Origin of the sequence: Novosphingobium sp. IK01, from assembly GCF_033242265.1 — a bacterium.
Classification (GTDB): Bacteria; Pseudomonadota; Alphaproteobacteria; order Sphingomonadales; family Sphingomonadaceae; genus Novosphingobium; species Novosphingobium pituita.
On the sequence record NZ_BTFW01000001.1, the window covers coordinates 1569058 to 1590735 of the forward strand.

Here is a 21678-nt window from a genome sequence, read left to right on the forward strand (position 1 = left end):
GCCTCTCAGGACAGGCGGGCGAGCAGACGGTCGATGGCCGCGCGCGCTTCGGGCTCGTCGAGCGTGGGGGCATGGCCCACGCGCGGCAGGGTGACCAGTTCGCAATCCGGGTGCTGCGCGGCCATGGCCTGCGCGGTCTCGCCCGAGAGAATGTCCGACAGCGCGCCATGGACGACCACCAGCGGCACCCCGGACAAGGCCTTGAACAAGGGCCACAAGTCTGCCGCCGGGGCCGCTGTGCCGGTCTCCTGCGCAGCCTCGTCGCGGGCCTTGGCCGCCGCGTCGATGGGTTCGGCGATGTTCATGTCGTAATCGAAGGCGATGCGCCCGCCCGTGCCCAACGCCATGAGCCGCTTGGCCAGACGCAGCCAGTCCCCAATCGCGAAATCGGGATAGATTTCGGCCATCGTCTCTTGCAGCCCGCGCGCGGCATGCATCCAGGTCAGATAGCTGCGCCCCTGCCCGACATAGCCGCCGATGCGTTCGAGCCCGACCGGATCGATCACCGGGCCGATGTCGTTGAGCACGGCCCCGGCGATCAGGCCGGGTCGTGTCGCGGCCATCATCATGGTCAGAATGCCGCCCAGCGAGGTGCCCACGGCGATGAACCGGGTGATCCCCTCGGCCTCGAACAGTCCGGCCAGATCCTCGACATAGACCGGCGGCTGATAGCTCATCGCGTCGCGCGCATAGTCGCTCTCGCCCCGCCCGCGCAGGTCCGGGCAGAACACGCGGCGCCCCCCTGCGGCCAGATGCAGCGCCAGATCCTCGAAATCGCGGGCATTGCGGGTGAGGCCGGGCAGGCAGATCACCGGCAGGCGCGCCTCCCCCTCTCCCGCATCGCCCCCTTCGCCGCCGTTCTCCGGCTCATAAACACGGTAGGCCAGGCGCAGGCCATCCGGGCTGGTCCAGCTGCGAATCTCGAATGCGGCCATGGCCAACCCTTGCTCTCTTGCGTCTCGTACGGCGCGACAGACTGTCGATGGCGGCTTGCCTCGCCGCGCTGCGCCCCCCACTAATGGAAGAATGGAGCCTTTGCCGCAAGCCGTGACCACCCGATCCACGCCCTATCGCCCCGATCCGCGCCTGCTCGCGCTGGCCTCCTGGCTGGGCGACCCGGTCGAGGCGGCCGATTTCCCCGAGACGCGCCTGCGTTTCCGCAACGATCGCGCCGCCGCGCAAGTGGGGCTGGAGAACCTCACGCCGGCGGAATGGATCGCCCATTTCGGGCGCTTCGTGCCCCTTCCCGACAATTTCCCCCAGCCGCTCGCGCTGCGCTATCACGGGCACCAGTTCGGTTCGTACAACCCCGAACTGGGCGATGGGCGCGGCTTCACCTTTGCGCAATTGCGCGACGCGCACGGGCGCCTGATGGATCTTGGCACCAAGGGTTCGGGGCAGACACCGTGGAGCCGCCGGGGCGACGGGCGGCTGACGCTCAAGGGCGCCGTGCGCGAGATTCTCGCCACCGAAATGCTCGAAGCCCTCGGCGTCAACACCAGCCGCACGTTCTCCGTCATCGAGACCGGCGAAAGCCTGTGGCGCGGCGACGAACCCTCGCCCACCCGCTCGGCCGTGCTCGTGCGGCTGAGCCACGGCCATATCCGCATCGGCACGTTCCAGCGCCTGCTCGCGCTCGACAAGCCCGAGGAAATGCACGCGCTGATCGCCTATGCCCTCGAAAATTTCCCCGCGAGCCCCGATACGGCCCCCTCAGGCCTGAGCCCGGCGGCCACCCTGCTCCACCACGTCGTGGCCCGCATGGCCGACATGGCCGCCAGCTATACCGTCGCCGGCTTCGTCCACGGCGTGCTCAACACCGACAACATGAACATCACCGGCGAAAGCTTCGACTATGGCCCGTGGCGCTGGCTGCCGCGCTGGGACGCCGGGTTCACCGCCGCCTATTTCGACCATGCCGGGCGCTATGCGTTTGGCCGTCAGGCCGAGGCCATCGGCTGGAACTGCGGGCAGATGGCCGTCGCGCTGCGCCTGGTCGAGGAAGCCCCGCCGCTGATCGCCGCGCTCGACCGCTTCGTGCCGCTCTACAAGGCCGCGCTGGCCCGCCGCTGGTGCTGGCGGCTCGGGGTGGTCCCGCGCGACGCGGAGACCGACGCCGCCCTCGTCGAAGCCTCGCAGGACGCCATGCGCGCGCAGGACATCGGCCCCGACGCCTTCTTCTTCGCCCAGCGCCGCGCGCCCACGCTGCCCGCCCTCAGCCCCTACGAGCGCGTGGCCGACGCCCATCCCTGGTGGCACGACGAAACCCCGCAAAGCCTGCTGATCGAGGAAGTCGAAGCGATATGGGCTCCGATTGCCGAACACGACGACTGGAGCCTGCTGGACGCCAAAGTCGCCGCGATCCGCACCATGGGCGAGGCACTGGCTCCCGCCCCGCTGCCCCAGGCACAGGGCTGGACACTGGGCTGGACAGCGGGAATCGCATCGTGATCGACTGGACCCTGTTCCCGAACGGTTTGCTGACCCATTCGTAACGCTTCAGGTTTACAAGCTGCTCTCGTGACGCCCGAAATTACCCCAAGAATGGAACCCGCGCCCGCTTCAGGCGCCGAGATCGTCTCTTTCGCGCCCGCCACGGGCGAGCCGATCTGGCGCGCGCCGAGGGGCGATGTCGGGGCTTGCGTGGCCCGCGCCCGCCGGGCCTGGCCGGGCTGGGCCGCCCAGCCGCTGACCACGCGCATCGAACTCATGCGCCGGTTCGCCAACGAGGTTCGCAAGGACGCCGGGGAACTGGCCGCGCTCGTCGCGCAGGAAACCGGCAAGCCCTTGTGGGAAGCGCGCGGCGAAGTCGATGTGGTGCTCGCCAAAGTCGAAGTCGCCGTGCGCGCCTGCGCCGAGCGCACCGGCCAGCGCCGGTTCGACAGCGCGCTTCAGGGCACGACCGCGCTGCGCCACAAGCCCCACGGGGTCATGGCCGTGATCTGCCCGTTCAACCTGCCGATCCAGGCCCCGGCGGGCCATGTCGTGCCCGCGCTGATCGCGGGCAATGCGGTGATCCTCAAGCCCTCGGAAAAAGCCCCGGCCAGCGCCGAGATGCTGCTGCGCTGTTTTCACCGCGCGGGCGTTCCGGCGACCACGCTGCAATTGCTGGTCGGCGCGGGCGAGGAAGGGCGCGATCTGGTCGCCCATCCCGATGTCGACGGCGTGCTGTTCACCGGTTCGAGCCTGACCGGGCTGGCCATCAATCGCCAGCTCGCCACCCAGCCGGGCAAGATCACCGCGCTCGAAATGGGCGGCAACAACCCCATCGTGGTCTGGGACACGCCCAAGATCGCCGATGCCGCCGCCCTCGTCGTGCAATCGGCGTTCACCACGGCGGGCCAGCGCGCCACGGCGGCGCGGCGGCTGATCGTCAAGGCCGGCCTTTACGACGCGGTGGTCGGCGAAGTGAAGCGACTGGCCGACCGGCTGCTGGTGGGCGCCCCGTTCGACGAACCCGCCCCGTTCATGGGCCCGGTGATCGACAGCCGCGCCGCCGATGGCCTGACCGAAAGCTTCCTCTACCTGCTCTCCCACGGCGGCAAGCCGATCCGCCACCTCACCCGCCCGCGCGGCGACCTGCCGTTCCTCGCCCCCGCGATCATCGACGTGACCGCGATGGCCGAGCGTCCCGATGTCGAACTGTTCGGGCCGATCCTGCAAGTGATCCGGGTCGACGATTTCGACGCGGCGATTGCCCAGGCCAACGCCACGCGCTTTGGCCTGACCGCCGCGCTGATCGGGGGCAGCCCGCAGGACTATGACCGCTTCTGGGCCCATGTCCGCGCCGGGGTGATCAACTGGAACCGCCCGACCAACGGCATCTCGCCCGCAGCGCCGCTGGGCGGTCTGGGCTTTTCGGGCAACCAGCGGCCCGGCGCGTTCTATGCCGCCGACAGTTGCGCCTATCCGGTCGCCTCGGCGGAAATGGAGCAGCCGCGCGCCTCGATCGGGGTCGGCCTCAGCCTTCCCTGACAGCACACCGGACCTGACAGGGTTCAGCGCGGATCAGGGCTGTCGGGCAGCGGGGTCGCCGGATCGATCGGCCCGCCCGGTACGGCGGCCATGGCGCCCATGTTCTTTTGCGAAAGATCCGGGTCGGTCATCAAGGGCCCCTCGATCGCGGCAGCCATCGCCGGATCGGCGTCGACCGGCGCATGATGCTCGTCATCATCGCCACAGCCCGCCAGCGCGAGGCACAACGCCAGCACGCCGCCAGACAGCAACAGACGCGACGCTTGCAAGCTTCTCATCGGGCGGACGTGTTCATCGGGGGCAAGAATTCCATGGGGCATGTCCTGCCCCAGACGTGGTTATAGCACGGTTACCATGCCTGCCCGCTTTTTCCGGGACAAAAAAGGGGCTTGCGCCAGCCACCGGCGCAAGCCCCCGTCTCTGCCCGAACCCGCCACCACCTTGGCGGGCCTTGCCCGTCCGACCAGTCGACGGCCAGACTCCGTCGTCGGGCAAGGCTCCGGTCCCTTTGGCCGGGCAGAGCGCACCTCATCAAAAACCTTCAGCCTTCAGCGGCACCGCGAATGGTTCTGGTCGACAGCCTTGCCCAACAGGGCGCCACCGGCAGCCCCGAGGATCGCGCCCAGCGTCCGGTCGCCCCGGCCCGCCACACCCTGACCGATCAGCGCGCCCGCCGCGCCGCCCACCAGCAAGCCGGTGGTGCCGTCGTTGCGGCGGCAATAATAACGGCCATCGTCGCCGCGCCACGAGCGGCCGCGATATTCGACATCGCGATAGCCGCCACGATAATCGTCGTAGCCCCGGTCATAGCCGCGATACCCGTCATATCCACGGTCATACCCGCGGTCGTAGCCACGGCCATAACCACCGCGCCATTCGCCCCGGTCGTCGCCATGATTCCAGCCGTCGCCCCAGTCGCCATCGCGGCCCCAGCCCCAGTTGGCATCCAGACCCGAATGCGCCTGCGCCGAAACAGCGGGCATGGCCATCGCCGCCGACGCCGGGAGAGCCCCTGCCGCCAGCGTGGCGCCAGCAACCAGACCCATCACAATCTTGCGGCCCTTCATGAACTTGCCCAGTGCGGTCCCCGATGCGGTCATGATCAATCTCCTGTTCCGGCTAGCGGATCATCCTTGCGTTTGTTCATGTTTACCCCCGCCAACCTGAACGGCCTGCAACGTCCTTGTCAGGAACAGGGCAAAGCGGAATATTTTTTGGACCCGCGCTTGGCGCAGCCCCCTTGGCGCCCTCGCGCCGACCTGCCACTCTCGCGCGATGAACGACCAACAGAAAGGACCGGGCCCAGTCTCTTCGGGCGGCCCAAATGGACTTCAGGGCCAAAATGGACTTCAAGGATTGGGCGCTGCGGTCCTGGCCTATGTTCTGTGGGGCTTTTTCGCGGTCTATTTCCACGCTCTGGAAAGCGTCCCCCCGTTCGAACTGGTAAGCTGGCGGATCGTCTGCGCGCTGCCGTTCTGCATCGTGGTGGTCTTTGCGACGGGGCTTGGCCCCTCGCTGCGCCGGGCGGTGAGCAATCCGGCGGTGCTGGGCAAGCTCGTGCTCAGCGCGCTGGCGGTGGGCGCCAACTGGCTGACCTATCTGATCACCATCGCCCATCATCAGGTTCTGGCCGCGAGCCTGGGCTATTACATCACCCCGCTGCTCAACGTGCTGATCGGGGTGTTCATCCTCAAGGAGCGATTGTCCGGGCTGCAATGGGCCGCAGTGGGTCTGGCCGGGGTGGGGATTGCGGTGCTCTCGGCGGGCGACCTGTCCATTCTGGGCATGGCACTGGCGATGGCCTCGTCGTTCTGTGCCTACAGCGTGATCCGCAAGTTCGTGCCGGTGCCCGCCGTCGTCGGGCTGACGGTCGAGACGGCGGTTCTGCTCGGCCCGGCGCTGGCGGTCGTGCTCCATGCCGCGGGCGGGCCTTCGGGCGGCGGCATGGCGCGGCCCGGCCTCGTGCCGTGGCTGCTGATGGCTTCCGGTCCGGTCACAGCGATCCCGCTGCTGCTGTTCACCGTGGCCGCGCGCAAGCTCGACCTCTCGATCCTCGGCTTTGCCCAGTTTATCACGCCCACGATCCTGTTCGTGCTGGGCGCGCTGCTGTTCCACGAGCCGCTCGATCCGGCCCGCACGATCTGCTTCGTGGCGATCTGGGGCGCCATCGGGCTGTTCAGCCTCGACCTGTGGCGCAAGTGGAAGGCGCGGACCGGCTGATCCGCGCCCCCGCCACCATTCAGGCTTTCAGGCGCCATGCCAGCGTCTCGCCGGCATGGAACGGCACCAGCACGGTGCCCCCCGCCGCGATCTCGGCGGGCACTTCGACGGGCGCCTTTTCGAGGGTGACGGTCCCCTCGTTGAGCGGCAGGCCATAGAAACGCGGGCCGTTCTCGCTGGCAAAGGCCTCGAATTTATCGAGCGCGCCTTCCTCGTCGAACACCGCCACATAGCTTTCGAGCGCAAAGGGCGCGTTGAACAGCCCGGCGCAGCCACACGCGCTTTCCTTCAGGTGCCGCGCATGAGGCGCGGTGTCGGTGCCCAGGAACACCCGGTCGAAGCCCGAGGTCGCCAGCTTGCGCAGCGCCAGACGGTGCTTCTCGCGCTTGGCCACCGGTAGGCAATAGGCATGGGGGCGCATGCCGCCCACCAGCATGGCATTGCGGTTGATATGCAGGTGCTGGGGCGTGATCGTGGCGCCAAGGTTGGCGCTGCCGCTTTCGACGAACTGCGCGGCTTCCTGCGTGGTGATGTGCTCGAACACGATTTTCAGCGCGGGGAAATCGCCCACCAGCTTGCTCATCGTGCGTTCGATGAACACCGCCTCGCGGTCGAAGATGTCGACATCGGCACTGGTCACTTCGCCATGGATCAGCAGCGGCATGCCGATTTTCTGCATGCGTTCGAGCACCGGATAGATTTTCCCGACAGCGCTCACCCCGTGGGCCGAGCCGGTCGTGGCATGGGCGGGATAGAGCTTGGCGGCAGTGAACACGCCCGCGCCATGGCCGCGCTCGACTTCGTCGGGGTCGGTGTGGTCGGTCAGGTACAGCGTCATCAGCGGCTGGAAATCGCTGCCCTGCGGCAGGGCAGCCATGATCCGGTCGCGATAGGCCGAAACCCCGGCCACGTCGGTCATCGGCGGCGAGAGGTTGGGCATGACGATGGCCCGCGCGAACTGGCGCGCGGTATAGGGCACGACGCCTTCGAGCATCGCGCCGTCGCGCAAGTGAACGTGCCAGTCATCGGGGCGGCGGATGGTGAGAGTCGTTTTCGGGTCCATGGCTTCCCCTTAGGCGTTTGGTTTCCTATCTTCCAGACATGAGCAATCCCCGCCTGTTCGATCGCGCGCTGGTGCGCCTGTCTCCCTCCGCCCCCGGAGAGGATGTCGCCGGCTTCCTCCAGGGCCTTGTCACCCATGACGTGAAAGGCCCGCTGCCGGTCTGGGCCGGGCTGCTCAGCCCGCAGGGCAAGGCCCTGTTCGACTTCATCGTCTGGCCCGACGGGGCCGATGCGCTGCTGCTCGATGTCGAGGCCGCGCAGGCCCCCGCGCTGGTCCGCCGCCTGTCGCTCTATCGCCTGCGCCGCAAGATCACGATTGCGCTGGCCGAAGACCTCGGCGTGTTCTGGGAAGGGCACACGGGCGATGGGGGCGCGGCCGATCCGCGCCTTGCCGCGCTCGGCCAGCGCTGGATCGGCCCGATGGCCGACGACGACGTGGCCGTCGATGCGCAGTGGCTGGCCCACCGCCTGAAACTGGGCGTGACCGAGGGGCTGGCCGAACTGGGCAGCGACCAGACGCTCTGGCTCGAAGCCAATGCCGCCGAACTCAACGGGGTGAGCTTCACCAAGGGCTGCTATGTCGGGCAGGAAAACACCGCGCGGATGAACTGGCGCCAGAAGGTCAACCGCCGCCTCGCGGTCGTCCCGCTCGACCAGTCCGACCCGGCGCGCCAGCGCGTGGCCTATCCCGATCTGGGGCTGGCGGTCGACCATCTGCGGACAGAAGCCATCACCCACCCGCCCCACTGGCTGGCGCCGGCGCTGGCCGCTTCTGCGGGCGAATGACGGATTGAACGGGCGCGGTGTGTGGGGGAGCCGCGCTCCCCCGCCCCCTCAAAACCGGCTTTGCGCCCGCCACCGCTGCACGGTGCGCGCCACGCTCTCGGCCTCGCCGCCGCTGCGCGTCCAGAGCTGGCTGAACGAAGGATCAGCCGAAGCCGGTCGCCGCGCCGCATCCAGATCGTCGAAGGCCACGCGGATCGGGATCGTCACACCCTCGCCACAGATGATGCATTCGCGATTGCGCAAGGCGGGAATCGCATCGAGAAAGCCGCGCGCGCCCTCGGGCATGGCCGCGCGCACGAACTGCTGGTCGCGGTCGTTGTTGAGGCGCATGGCGATGATCGTCCCGCATTGCGAGAGCACGCCTTCGGCAAGGTCCGAAGGCCGCTGGGTGATCAGGCCGAGCGAAACGCCATATTTGCGCCCTTCCTTGGCGATCCGCGACAGGATGCGCCCGACCGACGAGCCGTTCGCATTGCGCTCGCTGGGCACATAGCGGTGGGCTTCCTCGCACACGAGCAGGATCGGCCGGGTCTCTTCCTGCCGCGACCAGATCGCATAGTCGAAGACCAGACGGCTGAGCACGGCCACCACCGTCGAGGTGATTTCCGAGGGCACACCCGAAACGTCGATGATCGAGATCGGCTTGCCATGGGCAGGCAGGCGGAACAACTGCCCGAGAAAATCGGCCATCGTGTCGCCCACCAGCATGCCCGAAAACATGAACTGGTAGCGCGGGTCGGCGCGGATTTCCTCGATCTTGCTCTTCACCCGCATGTAGGGCACCGAGGTATGCCCCTTGTCGAGCTTGCCCATCTCGTTCTGGAGGATGATGCACAAGTCCGAGAGCAGGTAGGGAATCGGCGAATCCTGCGTGATACGCCCCACCTGTTCGGCCAGCCGGTTCTTCTGGCGCGCCATCAGCAGGCACTTGGCCAGAATGTCGGCGTCGATCTGGCGGTCGGCCCCGGTGCTGGTGAGGAAGACCTCGCAGTGTTCCTCGAAGTTCATCAGCCAGTAGGGCATCTGGAGGTTCGACACGTCGAACAGTTGCCCGCTCTCGCGGAAGGCCGCCATATATTCGCCATGGGGGTCGATCATCACGATATGGCCTTCGGGCGCCATGTCGCAGATGCGATGGAGGATCAGCGCGGCGGCGGTCGACTTGCCGGTGCCGGTCGAGCCGAGCAGCGCGAAATGCTTGCCCAGCAGCGGATCGACATAGAGCCCGGCGCGGATGTCGCGCGTCGGGAAGACGGTGCCCACGGTCACGTTGTTGCGCCCGTCGCTCGCATAGATCTGGCGCAAGTCGGCGCTGGTGGCCGGATAGGCGAGCGCGCCGGGCACCGGATAGCGGGTCACACCGCGCCGAAAGCCCGTGATACGCCCGGTTTCCGGGTCTTCCTCGCCCTCGCCCAGAAAGTCCACCTGGGCCAGCGCCCCCGCTTCGACCTTGCCGTCACGCCGCTGGTTGCGCACCGAGCCGAGCAGCCAGCCCCCGTCGCGGTCGGTTCCCACGCGCAGCTTGATCTGGCTGCTGACCTGCCCCGACATGGCCACGGTAGGGTCTTCGTCGGCGCTGCATTCCTCCAGCCGGTGCAGATCGAGTGCGATCAGCCCGCCCGAACCCGACACGTCGACAACCATGCCGATGGGCTGCAACGCGCAGGCCGACGGCGGCGGATCGCGGGGAACTTCGGGTTGTTCGCGGCCCCCTGGATGACCATTCAAGGATCGCACCGGGTGCCCCCCTTCCGCCGTTGTCCCGTCCACGGAAAGATCGCCCCATGCATCCTGCACGGGAACGTGCGAAATCCTGTCGACCGGTTCGGCCAGGTCCATTGATATGAAAACCTGCCTGCTCGTCTCACTCATGCCATTGCGCGCCCTTGTTTTGCAATCAGCAGGGCTACGTCATCAGGGTTAAGATCATGCTAAGACGCACCAATCTGGCACGCGCTGGAACGCCTCAGACCAGTGCGAACAGGCGCCCCGCCAGCCAGCCCATGCCGACCGAGACAAACACCGCAAACAGGCCATAAAGCAGCCCGTTTCCGGCGGCCTGCTCGGCCACGAAGCGCTCGAACCCCTGCTTGGTCACATCGACGCGGGTCACCGCCGAGGTGATCACCCGGCCCTGACGAATGGCAAAAGTTTCAGCCGTATAGGTTCCCGTGCGAACCTGCGAGGGCAGCGCGATGCGCGCCGAATAGAGCACCTGCCCGCTGATCGCCACGCCATGTCCGTCTTCGCGATAAAGGCCCTGTCGCGCCATCAGGTCGACAAGGCCAGCCGAAAAGCGATGCTGCAAGGCCGGGTCGATCACCCCGATCGGCGAGAGTTGCAGCTTGTCGAGCCCCAGTTCGTAGATCGCGGCGGTCTTCTCATCCACGATGTCGCGCACCGGGCGCGAACTGGCCAGTGCAAAGAAACTGGGGGCCGAGCGGAACTGCGTGCTCGCCGCATTGACCCAGATGCCCGCCACCTTGCTCTTTTCGCGCAGCACGATCGACTGGACCGGCCCCTTGAGCACGACCACGATATCGTAATCCTGCGCCGCGCGCGTGCCCGCCGGGTCGAGGATCGCCCCGTAGAGCAGCAGGTCGGCCCCGGTGAACCCCTGCCGGACCTCGACCTGATGCTGCGAGATTTCGGGCACGAGGATCGGCGCCCGTGCCCCGCCCGCCATCAGCCAGAGCGGGCCGAGCGCCATGGCCCAATACCGCTTCAGGGAGACCGTCACAGGGGCACCACCGAATAGATCTCGTCGGGCCGATAGCCCAGCCCCAGCGCCATGCGCAGCGCCACCCCCAGCACGATGATCGCCAGAATCAGGCGCAACTGCTCGGGCTTGGCCTTCTGGGCAAATTGCGCCCCCACTTGCGCGCCCGAAACCGACCCGATCAGCAAGAGCCCGGCCAGCACGATATCGACCGCATGGGTGGTCAGCGCATGCATCATCGTCGTCGCCATGGTCACGAACAGGATCTGGAACAGCGATGTCCCCACCACCACGTTCACCCCCATGCCCAGAATGTAGAGCATGGCCGGCACGAGGATGAACCCGCCGCCGATCCCCATCAGCATCGTGAGGATACCCGTGGCCATGCCCAGCAGCAGCGGCGCGAGCGGCGAGATATAGAGCCCCGAGCGATAGAACCGCCAGCGCAAGGGCAGGCTGGCCACCAGCGGATGATGCCGCCGCCGCCGCGCGGGCCGCGCCGCGCCGTTGCGGCTCGCGCGCAGGGCCGTGATGCTCTCGTGGGCCATCAGCCCGCCGATCCCGCCCAGCAGCACGACATAGAGGATGTTGATGACCGTATCGATCTGCCCGAGCGCCTGAAGCAGGCGGAACAGCAAGGCCCCGATCCCCGTTCCCAGCACGCCGCCCGCCACCAGCACGGCGCCCATGTGATAATCGATCCCCCCGCGCCGGGCATGGGCAAAGGCCCCCGAAACGCTCGCCCCGGTCACCTGACTGGCCGCCGAGGCCGCCGCCACCGTGGGCGGCACCCCATAGAAGATCAGCAGCGGCGTGGTCAGAAACCCGCCGCCCACGCCAAACATGCCCGAAAGAAGACCGGTCAGGGCCCCGAGGCCGACAATCACCAGCCCGTTGACCGCCAGATTGGCAATAGGAAGATAGACATCCATCCCCCCTTGCCTAGCGCCTTGTGCGGCCCGAGGAAACAGGCCCGACACGCAAAAACGCCAGACCCGCCCCACCTTGGTTTGACGCCCGATTCCCCCCCTGCCACAACGGCCCGGCTGGAAAAAATCTGAAACGGGACCATCATGACCACGCCTCACCGCAAGCCCACGGCCCTCCGGCGGGTTCTGCGCCATGAAGCCACGCCCGGCCTGCTGCTGGTCGCGTGCGCCGCGCTGGCCATCGCGCTCGCCAATTCGCCGCTGCAACACGGCTGGCATGGGCTGTTCCACGCCGCCCTGCCGTTCACCCCGGTCCCCCGGCTCGGCACGGCGCATGCGTGGATCAACGACGGGCTGATGGCGCTGTTCTTCTTCGTCGTGGGTCTCGAAATCAAGCGCGAGGTCGTCCACGGCGCGCTGGCCGATCCGCGGCGGCGGCGCTTGCCGGTGCTGGCCGCGCTCGCGGGCATGGCCACCCCGGCGCTCGTCTATCTCATCCTCGCGCAAGGCCATCCCGGCCTCGCGCGCGGCTGGGCCATTCCGGCGGCGACCGACATCGCCTTTGCCATGGGCGTGCTCGCGCTGGTCGGGGGCCACGTGCCGCCCTCGATCCGCCTGTTCCTGCTCACGGTCGCGGTGGTCGACGATCTGGGCGCGGTGGTGGTGATCGCGCTGTTCTACACGCAAGGCGTGGCCTGGGGCTGGCTGGGCGGCGCGCTGGCGGTTCTGGCCGCGCTCGTCGCGTGCAACCGCGCGGGGGTTTCGCGGATCGCGCCTTATGGGCTGCTGGCGCTCGCGCTGTGGCTGTGCGTGCTGCACTCGGGCGTTCACGCCACGGTGGCGGGCGTGCTGGCGGCGCTGTGCGTGCCGATGAAGCTCGATGCCCATGGCGACAGCCCGCTCCTGCGCCTCGAACACGCGCTGGTGCCGGTCAACGGCTTTTTCGTGGTCCCCCTGTTCGGCATGGCCAATGCCGGGGTCGAACTGGGCCAGATGGGGTTGGGAGCCGTGTTTGCCCCCCTGCCGCTGGCGATTGCGGGCGGGCTGTTCGTGGGCAAGCAACTGGGCGTGCTCGCGGCCGTTCTGGGGGCCGACCGGCTGGGCATCGCCCCGCGCCCCAAGGGCGCCGGCCCGCTTCATATCTGGGGCATGGCGCTCTTGTGCGGGATCGGCTTCACGATGAGCCTGTTCATCACCGAACTGGCCTTTCCGGGCAGCCCGCTGCTCGTCGAGGAAGCCAAGCTGGGCATTCTGGGTGGTTCGCTGCTTTCGGCGCTGGCCGGGGCGCTCGTGTTGCGGCTGGCCCCGCGCCCTCAGGACTGATCGACAAAAGCGATCAAACTATCCCTCTATTGTCATGAAACTTTCAGCCTGTTCTGGCGTATGACCTTCACAACGCCACTCACATGAAAGGAAGTTGCCATGTCGGGCGACAATGCAAAGAAGGCACTGATCGACAGCCTGAACGGTCTTCTGGCCGATTACTTCGCGCTCTACCTCAAGACCAAGAACTTCCACTGGCACGTGGCCGGGCCTCAGTTCCGCGACCTGCACCTGCTGTTCGATGAACAGGCCGCCGAAATCTTTGCCCTGACCGACATCGTGGGCGAACGCGTGCGCAAGAACGGGGGCAATACGCTCACCTCGATCGGCGCGGTGGCCGCCAAGACCTCGATCAAGGACGACGACCGCACCGGCGTCGATGCGCTCGCCATGGTCAAGGCGCTGCGCGACGACAACGCCGCGCTCGTCGAGACGATCCGCGCGGTCAAGGCCGCCGCCACCGAAGCGGGCGACAACGCCACCGAAGGCATGTCGGACGACTGGACCGACCAGGCCGAACAGCGCGTCTGGTTCCTCACCCAGATCCTCGCCTGATCGCCTGATCCCGCCGCGAAAAGCCCGTCCCGCAAGGGGCGGGCTTTCGTGCATCCGGGCGTGCATCAGGAAGCCAGGGTCGCCTCGAAGCTGATCGTCCCCTCGCCAAGGGGCGCCAGAACCAGCCGCCGCACCACCCAGCCGCGCCCCGGCAAGCCTTCCAGCCAGCCCAGCACCGCCGCGCTCGCCCCGCTGCCGCGCACGATCCGTGCCTGCCCGCCTCCACCCGCCAGCGGCTCGATCACCAGCCCGGCCCCTTGCGCCACCAGCCCGGCCAGCGGCGCAGGGCGCCCGCGCGAGGGAGGCCCCAGTTCATCAAGCTGGCGCACCAGCCGCGCGGCCTGGGCCAGCCGCGCGTCATGGTCGGCCCGCGCGTCCTGCCAGAGCCCCGCCAGCGGCACCCCCACGCCCTCCACCAGCACGACCGCCAGCCCCAGTACGGCCGCCACCACGACCAGCCGCCGCTCGCGCCCGCTCAGGCCCCGAAACCAGTCAAGAAGCCCCGTCATGGCGCCAGCACCGTGATCGTCGCCAGCACCTCGCCCCCCTGCTGCACCGGCGCGGGCGGCGGCGCGAGGCGCCAGCCATCGCGCTGCAAGGCCAGCATCACCGCATCAATCGGCGCCGCCGAACCTGCCCCCAATGTCACATGCAGGGTGCCATCCTCGTCGTGGCCGAGCGCGGCCAGCCGCACGCCGGGGCTCGCCCGCAAGGCCCGCCACAAGGCCGCGCTCACCGGCGCCCAGCCCATGGCCCCGGCCTGCCGCGCGGCCCGCTCGCGCGCGACCAGCGCCTGTGCCCCGGCAAAATCGGCCACTTGCGGAAACCGCGCCCGCACCCGCGCCAGCGCCGCCGCTTCGGCCCGCCAGACATCGAACTTCCAGCGCCCCGCTTGCGCCAGTGGCAAGGCCAGAACCAGCGCCCCGACCAGCCCCGCCAACAGGGCCAGCCGCCGCATCGACCCGGCCGCAGGCGCATCCCCGGCCAGATCGAACGGCGGCGCGGCATGACACGCCGCCACCCCCTGCGCCAGGGCCGCCCCGTCGCAGTCCAGCACCGCGCCCCCTTCAGGCACCAGCGCGTCCCACAAGGCCGCCTCCCCGGCAAACAGGGCCGCCTCCCCGCGCACCAGCACGAGCGGGCCGATCTTTCCCCGGCTCACCCCGCCTTCTGGCGGCTCGGGCAGGATCAGCCCGGCGGGCACCAGCGCATCAGCCTCGCGCCCCAGCGCCGCGCGCACCTGCCCCTGCCAGCCCGCCACCTGCCCGGCCCCCGGCGTCGCCACCATGACCCGCGTTTCATCCAACAGGGCCGCGACCACCCCATCCCCCTCGGCCCAGACTTGCGCCGACAGCCGCGCCGCCGCCACGGCCTGCACCGGCGTCGCCCCCGGAGCCCCTCGCACAATCCGCACCGGCAGCGCATCGGGCGGCACCAGCGCGACGACGCGCCCTGACACATCCACCATATCGGCCAGATCGAGCCCCTGCGCCCTGCCATCCACAACACGCCACGCCGCCACGGGCCCATCCTCCCCCAGAAGCAGGGCCAGCCCGGCCATGACCGCTCAATGCCCCCCCGTAGGCACAGATGCCGGTCCCGAGCCGATATCGGCATCGCGCCCCGTTCCCCCCGGCTGGCCATCGGCCCCCAGCGACAGCAGCGCATAAGGCGCGCCCCCTTCGCCCGGCACGCGATAGAGATAGGCCCGCCCCCAGGGGTCCATGGGCAAGTCCTTGATATAGCCGCCCTGCCTGAAGGCCTCGGGCACGGCCAGATCGGCGGGCGCCACGCGCAGCGCGGCCAGCCCTTGCACGGCGCTCGGATAGGCCCCCTGATCAAGGCGGAACATCTCCAGCGCCTGTTCGAGCGTGGCGATGTCGCTGCGCGCCTTGACCGCCATGGCCTTGTCCTGGCTGGGCAGGACATTGATCAGCACCACCGTGGTCAAAAGCCCGAGGATGAAGATCACCACCATCAGTTCGACAAGGCTGAAGCCATTGCGCACGACACGCGCAGCGGTGCGGGAAGAAACAGGGGGGAAAGAAGCCATTTGCGCCATGAGCATCAAGGTCCGGTCAGGGTTTGCAGTTGCAGGATCGGCAGCAGGATCGAGAGGATGATCAGCGCCACGAGCGCCCCCATCACCACGATGATCGCCGGTTCGAGCAAGGCCAGCGCAGTCGCGCAGGTGGCCTCGAACGCGCGGTCGAGCGCGTCGGCGGCGCTCGTCAGCAAGGGGCCGAGCTGGCCCGAAGCCTCGCCACTGGCGGCCATGGCCACCAGCAATGGCGGAAAGACCCCGGCCTGCGCCAGCCCTCCGGCCAGCGAGCCCCCCTCGCGCACCCCGCCCGCCACATCGATCAGCGCGCGGCGGTGGACGGTGTTGACCGCCGTTCCCGCCGCCAGCCGCAAGCCGTCGAGCAAGGGCAATTGCGCCTCGATCATCGTCGCCAGCGTCCGCGCCAGCGCCGCGGCCTGTGCATCGCGCCAGAGCGATCCCAGCAGCGGCACGCGCAACAAGCCCGCATCGAAGCGCGCACGAAACGGCGGCCAGCCCAGCCCCCGCACAAGACCAAACCCGGCCAGAACCACCAGCAGCCCGAAAAGCCAGCCCCACGCGGCCAGACCATTGGACAGCGCGATGACCACCCGCGTCAGCCACGGCAATTGCCGACTGGCCGCGTCGAACTGCTCGACCACGCGCGGCACCACCGCCACCATCAGCCCGGTCACCACCCCCAGCGCCACGAGGCACAGCGCCGCCGGATAGGCCAGCGCCGCCCCCAGCCGCCCGCGCACATGGGCCTGCCGGTCGGTCAGGTCGGCCAGCCGCCCGGCGATCAGCGGCAAGCGCCCCGCGTTCTCGCCCGCCGCGATCATCGCGCGATAAACCGTTGGAAAGGCGCGCCCGGCCCGCTTCATCGCCTCGGCCAGGGTCAGCCCCTCGCAGACCCCGGCATGGACCCGGCCCACCACTGCACGCTCGCGCGGATGCTGCGCCTGCCGCGCCATCGTGCGCAAGGCTTCCTCCAGCGGGCAGACCGCCGCCAGCGCCGCCAGTTGCCGCGTGAACAGGGCCCGCTGGCGCAGCGAAAGGCGCAGCAGACGGCGCTCATCGGCCTCTCCCCCACCTTTCGCGCTGCCCTTCTCGCCCCCGCTCGCCGCATCCACCGGGGCCACCTGCAAGACCTCCCAACCCCGCGCCGCCAGTTGTTCGTTGACCTGTCCCGCACCATCGGCGGTCATCTGCCCCTCGCGCAGGCGCCCGCCGCGATCGACCGCGCGAAAGGCAAAGCGTTCAGCCCGCATCAGCCCTGCTCCTGCCGCAAGATGCGCGCGGCTTCCTCGGCGCCAACAATCCCACCTTTGGCCCCACCCACAACCAGCGCGCGCGCCGCATCGGCCAGACGCGGGGCATGGGCAAAGGCATGGTCGGCCAGCCGCGCCTCGTCCGCCTCGTCATGGATCAGCCGCCGCAGGCCTTCGTCCACCCGCAAGGCCTCGTAGACCCCGATCCGCCCGGCATGGCCGCTCTGCCCGCAGTCCGCGCACCCTTGCGCGCGCCGCACCATCGCGCCGGGCTCCAGCCCGAGAATGGCGGCAAGCCGCATGTCCAGCGGCTCTTCGCGCGCGCAATCGGGGCAAAGGCGCCGCAGCAGCCGCTGCGCGATCACCGCGCGCAAGGTCGCCGCCAGCAGGAACGGCTCCACCCCCATGTCCCGCAGCCGCGTGACCGCGCCCGCCGCATCGTTGGTATGGACCGTCGCCAGCACGAGATGCCCGGTTAGCGCGGCCTGAACCGCGATCTGCGCCGTCTCCGCATCGCGGATTTCGCCGACCATCACCACATCGGGGTCCTGCCGCAAGATCGCCCGCAGGCCCGCCGCAAAGGTCAGCCCCAGACGCGGGTTCACCTGTGTCTGCCCCACCCCCTCGACCGCATATTCGACCGGGTCTTCGACAGTGAGGATATTGCGCGTCCCGTCGCCCAGCAGGCCGAGCGCGGCATAGAGCGTCGTCGTCTTGCCCGATCCGGTCGGCCCGGTGACCAGCACGATGCCGTTGGGCTGGGCCAATGCCTGCCGCAGCACGCTTTCTGCCGCGCCATCGAGCCCCAGCGAAGAAAGCCCGATACCTGCCCGCGCCTTGTCGAGCAGGCGCAGCACGACCCGCTCGCCCGCCCGGCTGGGCAGGGTCGACACGCGCACATCGACCAGCCGTCCGGCCAGATCGAGCGCCATGCGCCCGTCCTGCGGCAGGCGCCGCTCGGCAATGTCGAGCCGCGCCATGACCTTGATCCGGCTGGCCACGAGCGGCGCAACATGGGCAGGCAGGCGCAGCAATTCGGCCAGTTGCCCATCGCGCCGCAACCGCACGACGAGCGCCTGTTCATAGGGCTCCAGATGAATGTCAGACGCCCCCTGCCGCAGCCCTTCGGCCAGCAGGCCATTGATCAGGCGGATGACGGGCGCGTCATCAGCACTGCCCAGCAGGTCTTCCGCGCTCGGCAAGTCCAGCCCGGCAGGCCCGCCATCCTGCAACTCTTCCTGCAACAGGGCATCCGCCGCCGCCACTTGCGCGCCGCGCACCCCCTCAACATAAGTCTCCGCCAGCAGCGCCTCGAACACCGGACCCGAAACCCGCCGCCACGAGGCAATCGGCCCGGCCAGCCGCCGCACATCGAGCAGGCAAAGCGCATTGGCATCCTCGCGCAGGACCAGCGCCAGCCCGCTGGCTTCCTCCGCCTCGACCAGAATCCCCCGCTCGCGCGCCAGAGCATAGTCGGGGCGCCAGACAGGCATGCCTGAGGCTGCTTCCACGCGGAACGTCATCGTCATGGCCGTTTTTCCTCGGGCAGCGGGGGCGCCAGCCCCGGAGCCAACCCCGGCGCAAGGGGCACCGGAGAGGCCGCAGATGGCGGCGCGATCAGGACATCGCCGGGCGCGGGCGACCCGGCATGGGCCAGATCAGCATGGGCCGGCCCCAGATAGTCGGCCACGAGTTCGTCGATCGAGGGATCACGCCCCGGCGCAAAGCGCACCTGCGCCCCGCGCACCGAAGCCATGCGCCGCGCGGTCAGGGCCGCGCGGTCCAGCCCGCCGCGCAGGATCGTGGGGCGGATGAAGACCATCAGGTTGGTCTTCACATGGGTCTTGCTGCGCGAGCGGAACAGTTCGCCCAGCACCGGCATGTCGCCCAGCACGGGGATCTTTTCGAGCGTGCGCCGCTCAGCGTCGTCGAGCAACCCGCCCAGGGCCACGATCTCGCCATCGCCGACGGTGACGGTCGTGCGGATCTCGCGCTTGTTCACGACCAGTTCCCCGTTGGTCGAAGATACCGGCCCGGCCACAGAACTGACCTGCTGGCGCAAGTCGAGCCGCACCGCGCCCGCGTCGCCTTCGCCGCCATCGAACCCTGCGCTGCCGCCGTTGATCTGGGGCGTCACGTCCAGCTCGATCCCCACGTTCTGGCGCTGGATCGTGCGGAAGGCCCCGGCCAGCGAGCCGGACAGCGCCTCGCCCGTGGCGACAGGGATTTCCTTCCCGAACAGGATCGAGGCGGGCACGTTGTCGTTCGTCACGATGTGCGGGGTGGAAAGCACGTTGGAATTGCTGTCCGAATGGATCGCGTCGATCAGCGCGCCGAAAAAGCCGGTGCCGCCCAGCGCCGTCGCCCAGCCCGCGATGCCCCCGCGCGCGGCAAGCGCAGCCTGCGCGGCATTGCTGCGCAAGCTGTCGCCCAGCGTGGAGTTGGTGGAGGTCGTCACCGTCGATCCGTTGATCACCGTCGTCGTCTGGTCGAGCCGGTCGGCATAGAGCCCGCCCGCCAGATCGAGGATATTGGCCGCACCGTTGGAAAAGCTGGTGACCGCAAAGGGCTGGTTCTTGCCCCCGATCATCATCTGCACGCCCAGCCGCCGCGCCACGTCGTCCGACACCTCGACAACGATGGCCTCGACCAGGACCTGCCGCTGCGGCCTGTCGAGCGCGCGGACGAGATCGGCCAGCCGCCGCTGCTCGTCCGCCGGCCCCGCGATGATCACCGCATTGGCCCCCGGATAGCGGGTGATGGTCACGCTCCCGCGCCCGCCGTCGAGCCGGATCGGCCCGCTGCCCAGACTGCCGGTCGTTCCCCCCGAGGGATTACTGAGTGCAGGATTGCTGAGCGCAGGATTGCCAAATGGCCCGGCCCCCATCCCCGGCCCGGCCATGCCCCCCGTTCCGGCGCTGCCCACCATACTGGTGCCTGCCAATCCCCCCCCATTGACCCCACCCAACGAAACCGGCGCCGCCGACCCCGCGCTGGCCTCGCCCCCGCTGCCCCCGGCCAGCCGTTCGAGCACCGGCACCAGCAGCGCGGCATCGGCATGCTCGAGCCAGAGCACGCGGATCGCGCCGCCCGCCCCCGTGCCGCCCGCCTGCGCATCGAGCCGCCGCGCGATCTGCGCCAGCCCGGCCAGCACGGTCGGCTCGCCGCGCAGCGCCACGGCATTGGCGCTTTCGACCGGGACAACCGTTGCCATGGCCCGCCCGCCCTCGCCGCTGGCGATCAACTGGCCCAGCGCCGTGGCCATCTCGCGCGCGCCCAGATGGGCAAGGTCGATGGTGAGGAAACTGGCGCGGTCCTGATCGAGCTGGCGCGCCAGCGCGCGCAGCCGCGCGACATTGTCGGCATAATCGACGACGACCAGCGAATTGCCGGTCCTGTTGGCGGTGAGCGCGCCATCCTTGCCCACCAGCGGGCGCAAGGCCTCCAGCGCCTGCGCCACGTCGATCACGCGCAGGCGGATCACCTCGGTCACCATCTGGTTACGCGCCGAGATTCCCCGAGCGGTCGGCTGAGTTGCCGCGCCTTCCATCGGCTGGATGCGAAACGCGCCATTGCCGGTGGGCACGGCGACCAGCCCGTTGGCGCGCAAGGTCGCCAGAAAGACCTCGAAATATTCCGAGGCGCTGAGCACCCGCTCGCTCGCCACGCTGACCTTGCCGGTCACCCGCGCATCGACGATGAACGTCCGCCCGGTCACTTCGGCCGCATCGGCGATGAAGGCCCGCACATCGGCCTCGCGCACATTGAGCCGATATTGCGCAAAAGCCGGAGCGGGCAGCGCCAGTGCCACCAGCCCCACCCAGCTCCAGACCCAGCGCATCGAGGCCAGAACCCCTGTCAAGGAACACCCCGCGCCAGTTCGGGCGGGCCAGCCCCCAGCGAAAGCGGCAGGTCGCGCCCCCCGCGCCGCACCGTCACCCCCAGCGCCCGCCCGGCCCGCAGCGCCTCGGCCAGCCGGATGCCGTCCTGCGCCCCGCTTACCGCGCGCCCCTCGATGGCAACAATCGTGTCTCCCGCGAGCAGGCCGAACGCAGCGCCCCCCCCTTGCTGCGCGAGGTGCGGCGCGAGGCCGACCACGCGCCCGCCCTGCCCGACAGCCTCGAAATGGAGCCCCGAAGATACGGGCGTGCCAATCGGTTGCGAGGGAGCCTTTTCCGATGGTGTCTTGTCCGATGGAGCTTTTGCTGATGGAGTCTGGTCCCCCGCATCCGCAGGGTCATTGTCGTTCGCGGCATCGCCCTCGGGCTCGTCCGCCTTCATCGCCAGCGTGACCCGTCCCCCGGCCCGCGAAAGGGTGATCGTGTCGAAATCGACCCGCACCAGCCGCAGGCCGGGCAAGGCTTCTTCCCCCTGCAAGACCACCTTCTGCACGCCATCGGGCCCGGCCACGATGGCGCTGCCACCTTCCCCGCCCGGCCCTGACCGCGTGCCGAGCAGAGTGAGCGGCAAGGGGCCTGCGCCGCCACCGCCATCGCGCGCAAATGGATCGAATTGCCCGAACAGCGCCGCCCGCGCCGGGGCATCGAGCACAAGAGGCCCGCTCTCCCCCGCGCCCCCCCCTGAGCCATTGCCGACAGGCGCCAGCAGAACCCAGCCCAGAATCCCCAGCAAGGCCCCGGCACAGCCGAGCAGCATCGTCTCGACCCAGCGCAGGTTCTGGCCGGCCAAAGCACCGGCCAGTTCACCGGCCAGCCCATCAGTCCGTCCCCCCTCGCGCCCTCCGGCCCATCTGGTGCCAAATCCCGCCATGATCGCCGCCCCCGCATCGTTCCCATT

At 69.1% G+C, this 21678-nt stretch carries 20 protein-coding genes; 6 read left to right on the forward strand and 14 right to left on the reverse strand.

Going from position 1 to position 21678, the window contains the following annotated elements; translation table 11 throughout:
• Window positions 1-5 precede the first annotated feature (5 nt).
• The gene (locus SBI20_RS07285; protein ID WP_317974429.1) at window positions 6-935 is read right to left on the reverse strand and encodes an alpha/beta fold hydrolase; all 930 of its coding nucleotides are present in this window, start codon (window positions 933-935) and stop codon (window positions 6-8) included.
• A 91-nt stretch (window positions 936-1026) separates the two neighbouring features.
• Here SBI20_RS07285 and SBI20_RS07290 point away from each other — a divergent pair, with 91 nt between their 5' ends.
• Window positions 1027-2451 (forward strand): protein adenylyltransferase SelO family protein, encoded by a 1425-nt coding sequence (locus SBI20_RS07290; RefSeq protein WP_411911502.1) that lies wholly within the window; start codon window positions 1027-1029, stop codon window positions 2449-2451.
• A gap of 93 nt (window positions 2452-2544) precedes the next feature.
• Complete coding sequence (locus SBI20_RS07295) at window positions 2545-3975, forward strand: succinylglutamate-semialdehyde dehydrogenase (protein ID WP_317974431.1); 1431 nt, start codon at window positions 2545-2547, stop codon at window positions 3973-3975.
• Window positions 3976-3998: 23 nt separating this feature from the next.
• Here SBI20_RS07295 and SBI20_RS07300 read toward each other — a convergent pair whose 3' ends face one another.
• Both SBI20_RS07300 and SBI20_RS07305 read right to left on the reverse strand, forming a co-directional pair.
• A complete protein-coding gene (locus tag SBI20_RS07300) occupies window positions 3999-4244 on the reverse strand; it encodes a hypothetical protein (RefSeq protein ID WP_317974432.1) in 246 nt (81 codons plus the stop codon).
• A 279-nt stretch (window positions 4245-4523) separates the two neighbouring features.
• The gene (locus tag SBI20_RS07305) at window positions 4524-5075 is read right to left on the reverse strand and encodes a glycine zipper 2TM domain-containing protein (RefSeq protein WP_317974433.1); all 552 of its coding nucleotides are present in this window, start codon (window positions 5073-5075) and stop codon (window positions 4524-4526) included.
• A 256-nt stretch (window positions 5076-5331) separates the two neighbouring features.
• Between SBI20_RS07305 and rarD the strand changes: the two genes are divergently transcribed.
• A complete protein-coding gene (gene rarD, locus SBI20_RS07310; protein ID WP_317974434.1) occupies window positions 5332-6195 on the forward strand; it encodes an EamA family transporter RarD in 864 nt (287 codons plus the stop codon).
• 19 nt (window positions 6196-6214) lie between these two features.
• Here rarD and pyrC read toward each other — a convergent pair whose 3' ends face one another.
• Window positions 6215-7258 carry a dihydroorotase gene (gene pyrC, locus SBI20_RS07315; protein WP_317974435.1) on the reverse strand — a complete coding sequence of 348 codons (1044 nt, stop codon included), beginning with the start codon at window positions 7256-7258 and terminating at the stop codon, window positions 6215-6217.
• Window positions 7259-7296: 38 nt separating this feature from the next.
• Here pyrC and ygfZ point away from each other — a divergent pair, with 38 nt between their 5' ends.
• Entirely contained in the window at window positions 7297-8043 is a 747-nt protein-coding gene (gene ygfZ, locus SBI20_RS07320) for a CAF17-like 4Fe-4S cluster assembly/insertion protein YgfZ (RefSeq protein ID WP_317974436.1), read from the forward strand.
• Between the two features lie 48 nt (window positions 8044-8091).
• Here the strand turns inward: ygfZ and SBI20_RS07325 are convergent, their stop codons facing one another.
• The 3 genes from SBI20_RS07325 to SBI20_RS07335 all read right to left on the reverse strand — a co-directional run bounded on the left by SBI20_RS07325 (window position 8092) and on the right by SBI20_RS07335 (window position 11694).
• Window positions 8092-9780 carry an ATP-binding protein gene (locus SBI20_RS07325; RefSeq protein ID WP_411911503.1) on the reverse strand — a complete coding sequence of 563 codons (1689 nt, stop codon included), beginning with the start codon at window positions 9778-9780 and terminating at the stop codon, window positions 8092-8094.
• Window positions 9781-10009: 229 nt separating this feature from the next.
• A complete protein-coding gene (locus SBI20_RS07330) occupies window positions 10010-10753 on the reverse strand; it encodes a TIGR02186 family protein (RefSeq protein ID WP_317976068.1) in 744 nt (247 codons plus the stop codon).
• A gap of 26 nt (window positions 10754-10779) precedes the next feature.
• Window positions 10780-11694 (reverse strand): sulfite exporter TauE/SafE family protein, encoded by a 915-nt coding sequence (locus tag SBI20_RS07335; protein WP_317974437.1) that lies wholly within the window; start codon window positions 11692-11694, stop codon window positions 10780-10782.
• 141 nt (window positions 11695-11835) lie between these two features.
• Here SBI20_RS07335 and nhaA point away from each other — a divergent pair, with 141 nt between their 5' ends.
• Together nhaA and SBI20_RS07345 are read left to right on the forward strand one after the other, a co-directional pair.
• Complete coding sequence (gene nhaA / locus SBI20_RS07340; RefSeq protein WP_317974438.1) at window positions 11836-13014, forward strand: Na+/H+ antiporter NhaA; 1179 nt, start codon at window positions 11836-11838, stop codon at window positions 13012-13014.
• A 99-nt stretch (window positions 13015-13113) separates the two neighbouring features.
• Window positions 13114-13569: a Dps family protein gene (locus tag SBI20_RS07345; protein ID WP_317974439.1), complete on the forward strand. Its 456-nt coding sequence runs from the start codon at window positions 13114-13116 to the stop codon at window positions 13567-13569.
• Between the two features lie 65 nt (window positions 13570-13634).
• On the opposite strand, the gene gspM is transcribed toward SBI20_RS07345, so the two are convergent.
• From gspM to SBI20_RS07380, 7 genes are read right to left on the reverse strand one after another with little or no spacing between them, the layout of a single operon-like run.
• Entirely contained in the window at window positions 13635-14078 is a 444-nt protein-coding gene (gene gspM, locus SBI20_RS07350; protein ID WP_317974440.1) for a type II secretion system protein GspM, read from the reverse strand.
• Window positions 14075-15130 (reverse strand): type II secretion system protein L, encoded by a 1056-nt coding sequence (locus SBI20_RS07355; RefSeq protein ID WP_317974441.1) that lies wholly within the window; start codon window positions 15128-15130, stop codon window positions 14075-14077. The genes gspM and SBI20_RS07355 overlap by 4 nt, the downstream gene beginning before the upstream one ends.
• Window positions 15131-15136: 6 nt before the next feature.
• Window positions 15137-15622 (reverse strand): type II secretion system major pseudopilin GspG, encoded by a 486-nt coding sequence (gspG, locus tag SBI20_RS07360; RefSeq protein WP_317974442.1) that lies wholly within the window; start codon window positions 15620-15622, stop codon window positions 15137-15139.
• Between the two features lie 14 nt (window positions 15623-15636).
• Window positions 15637-16881 carry a type II secretion system F family protein gene (locus SBI20_RS07365; RefSeq protein ID WP_317974443.1) on the reverse strand — a complete coding sequence of 415 codons (1245 nt, stop codon included), beginning with the start codon at window positions 16879-16881 and terminating at the stop codon, window positions 15637-15639.
• Window positions 16881-18410, reverse strand: a complete 1530-nt coding sequence (locus SBI20_RS07370; RefSeq protein WP_411911504.1) for a GspE/PulE family protein — start codon at window positions 18408-18410, stop codon at window positions 16881-16883. Before SBI20_RS07370 ends, SBI20_RS07365 begins: the two co-directional genes overlap by 1 nt.
• On the reverse strand, window positions 18407-20743 hold the full coding sequence (gspD, locus tag SBI20_RS07375; protein ID WP_317974444.1) for a type II secretion system secretin GspD: 2337 nt from the start codon (window positions 20741-20743) through the stop codon (window positions 18407-18409). The genes SBI20_RS07370 and gspD overlap by 4 nt, the downstream gene beginning before the upstream one ends.
• Window positions 20740-21651 carry a type II secretion system protein N gene (locus tag SBI20_RS07380; RefSeq protein ID WP_317974445.1) on the reverse strand — a complete coding sequence of 304 codons (912 nt, stop codon included), beginning with the start codon at window positions 21649-21651 and terminating at the stop codon, window positions 20740-20742. The genes gspD and SBI20_RS07380 overlap by 4 nt, the downstream gene beginning before the upstream one ends.
• Window positions 21652-21678: the final 27 nt, after the last annotated feature.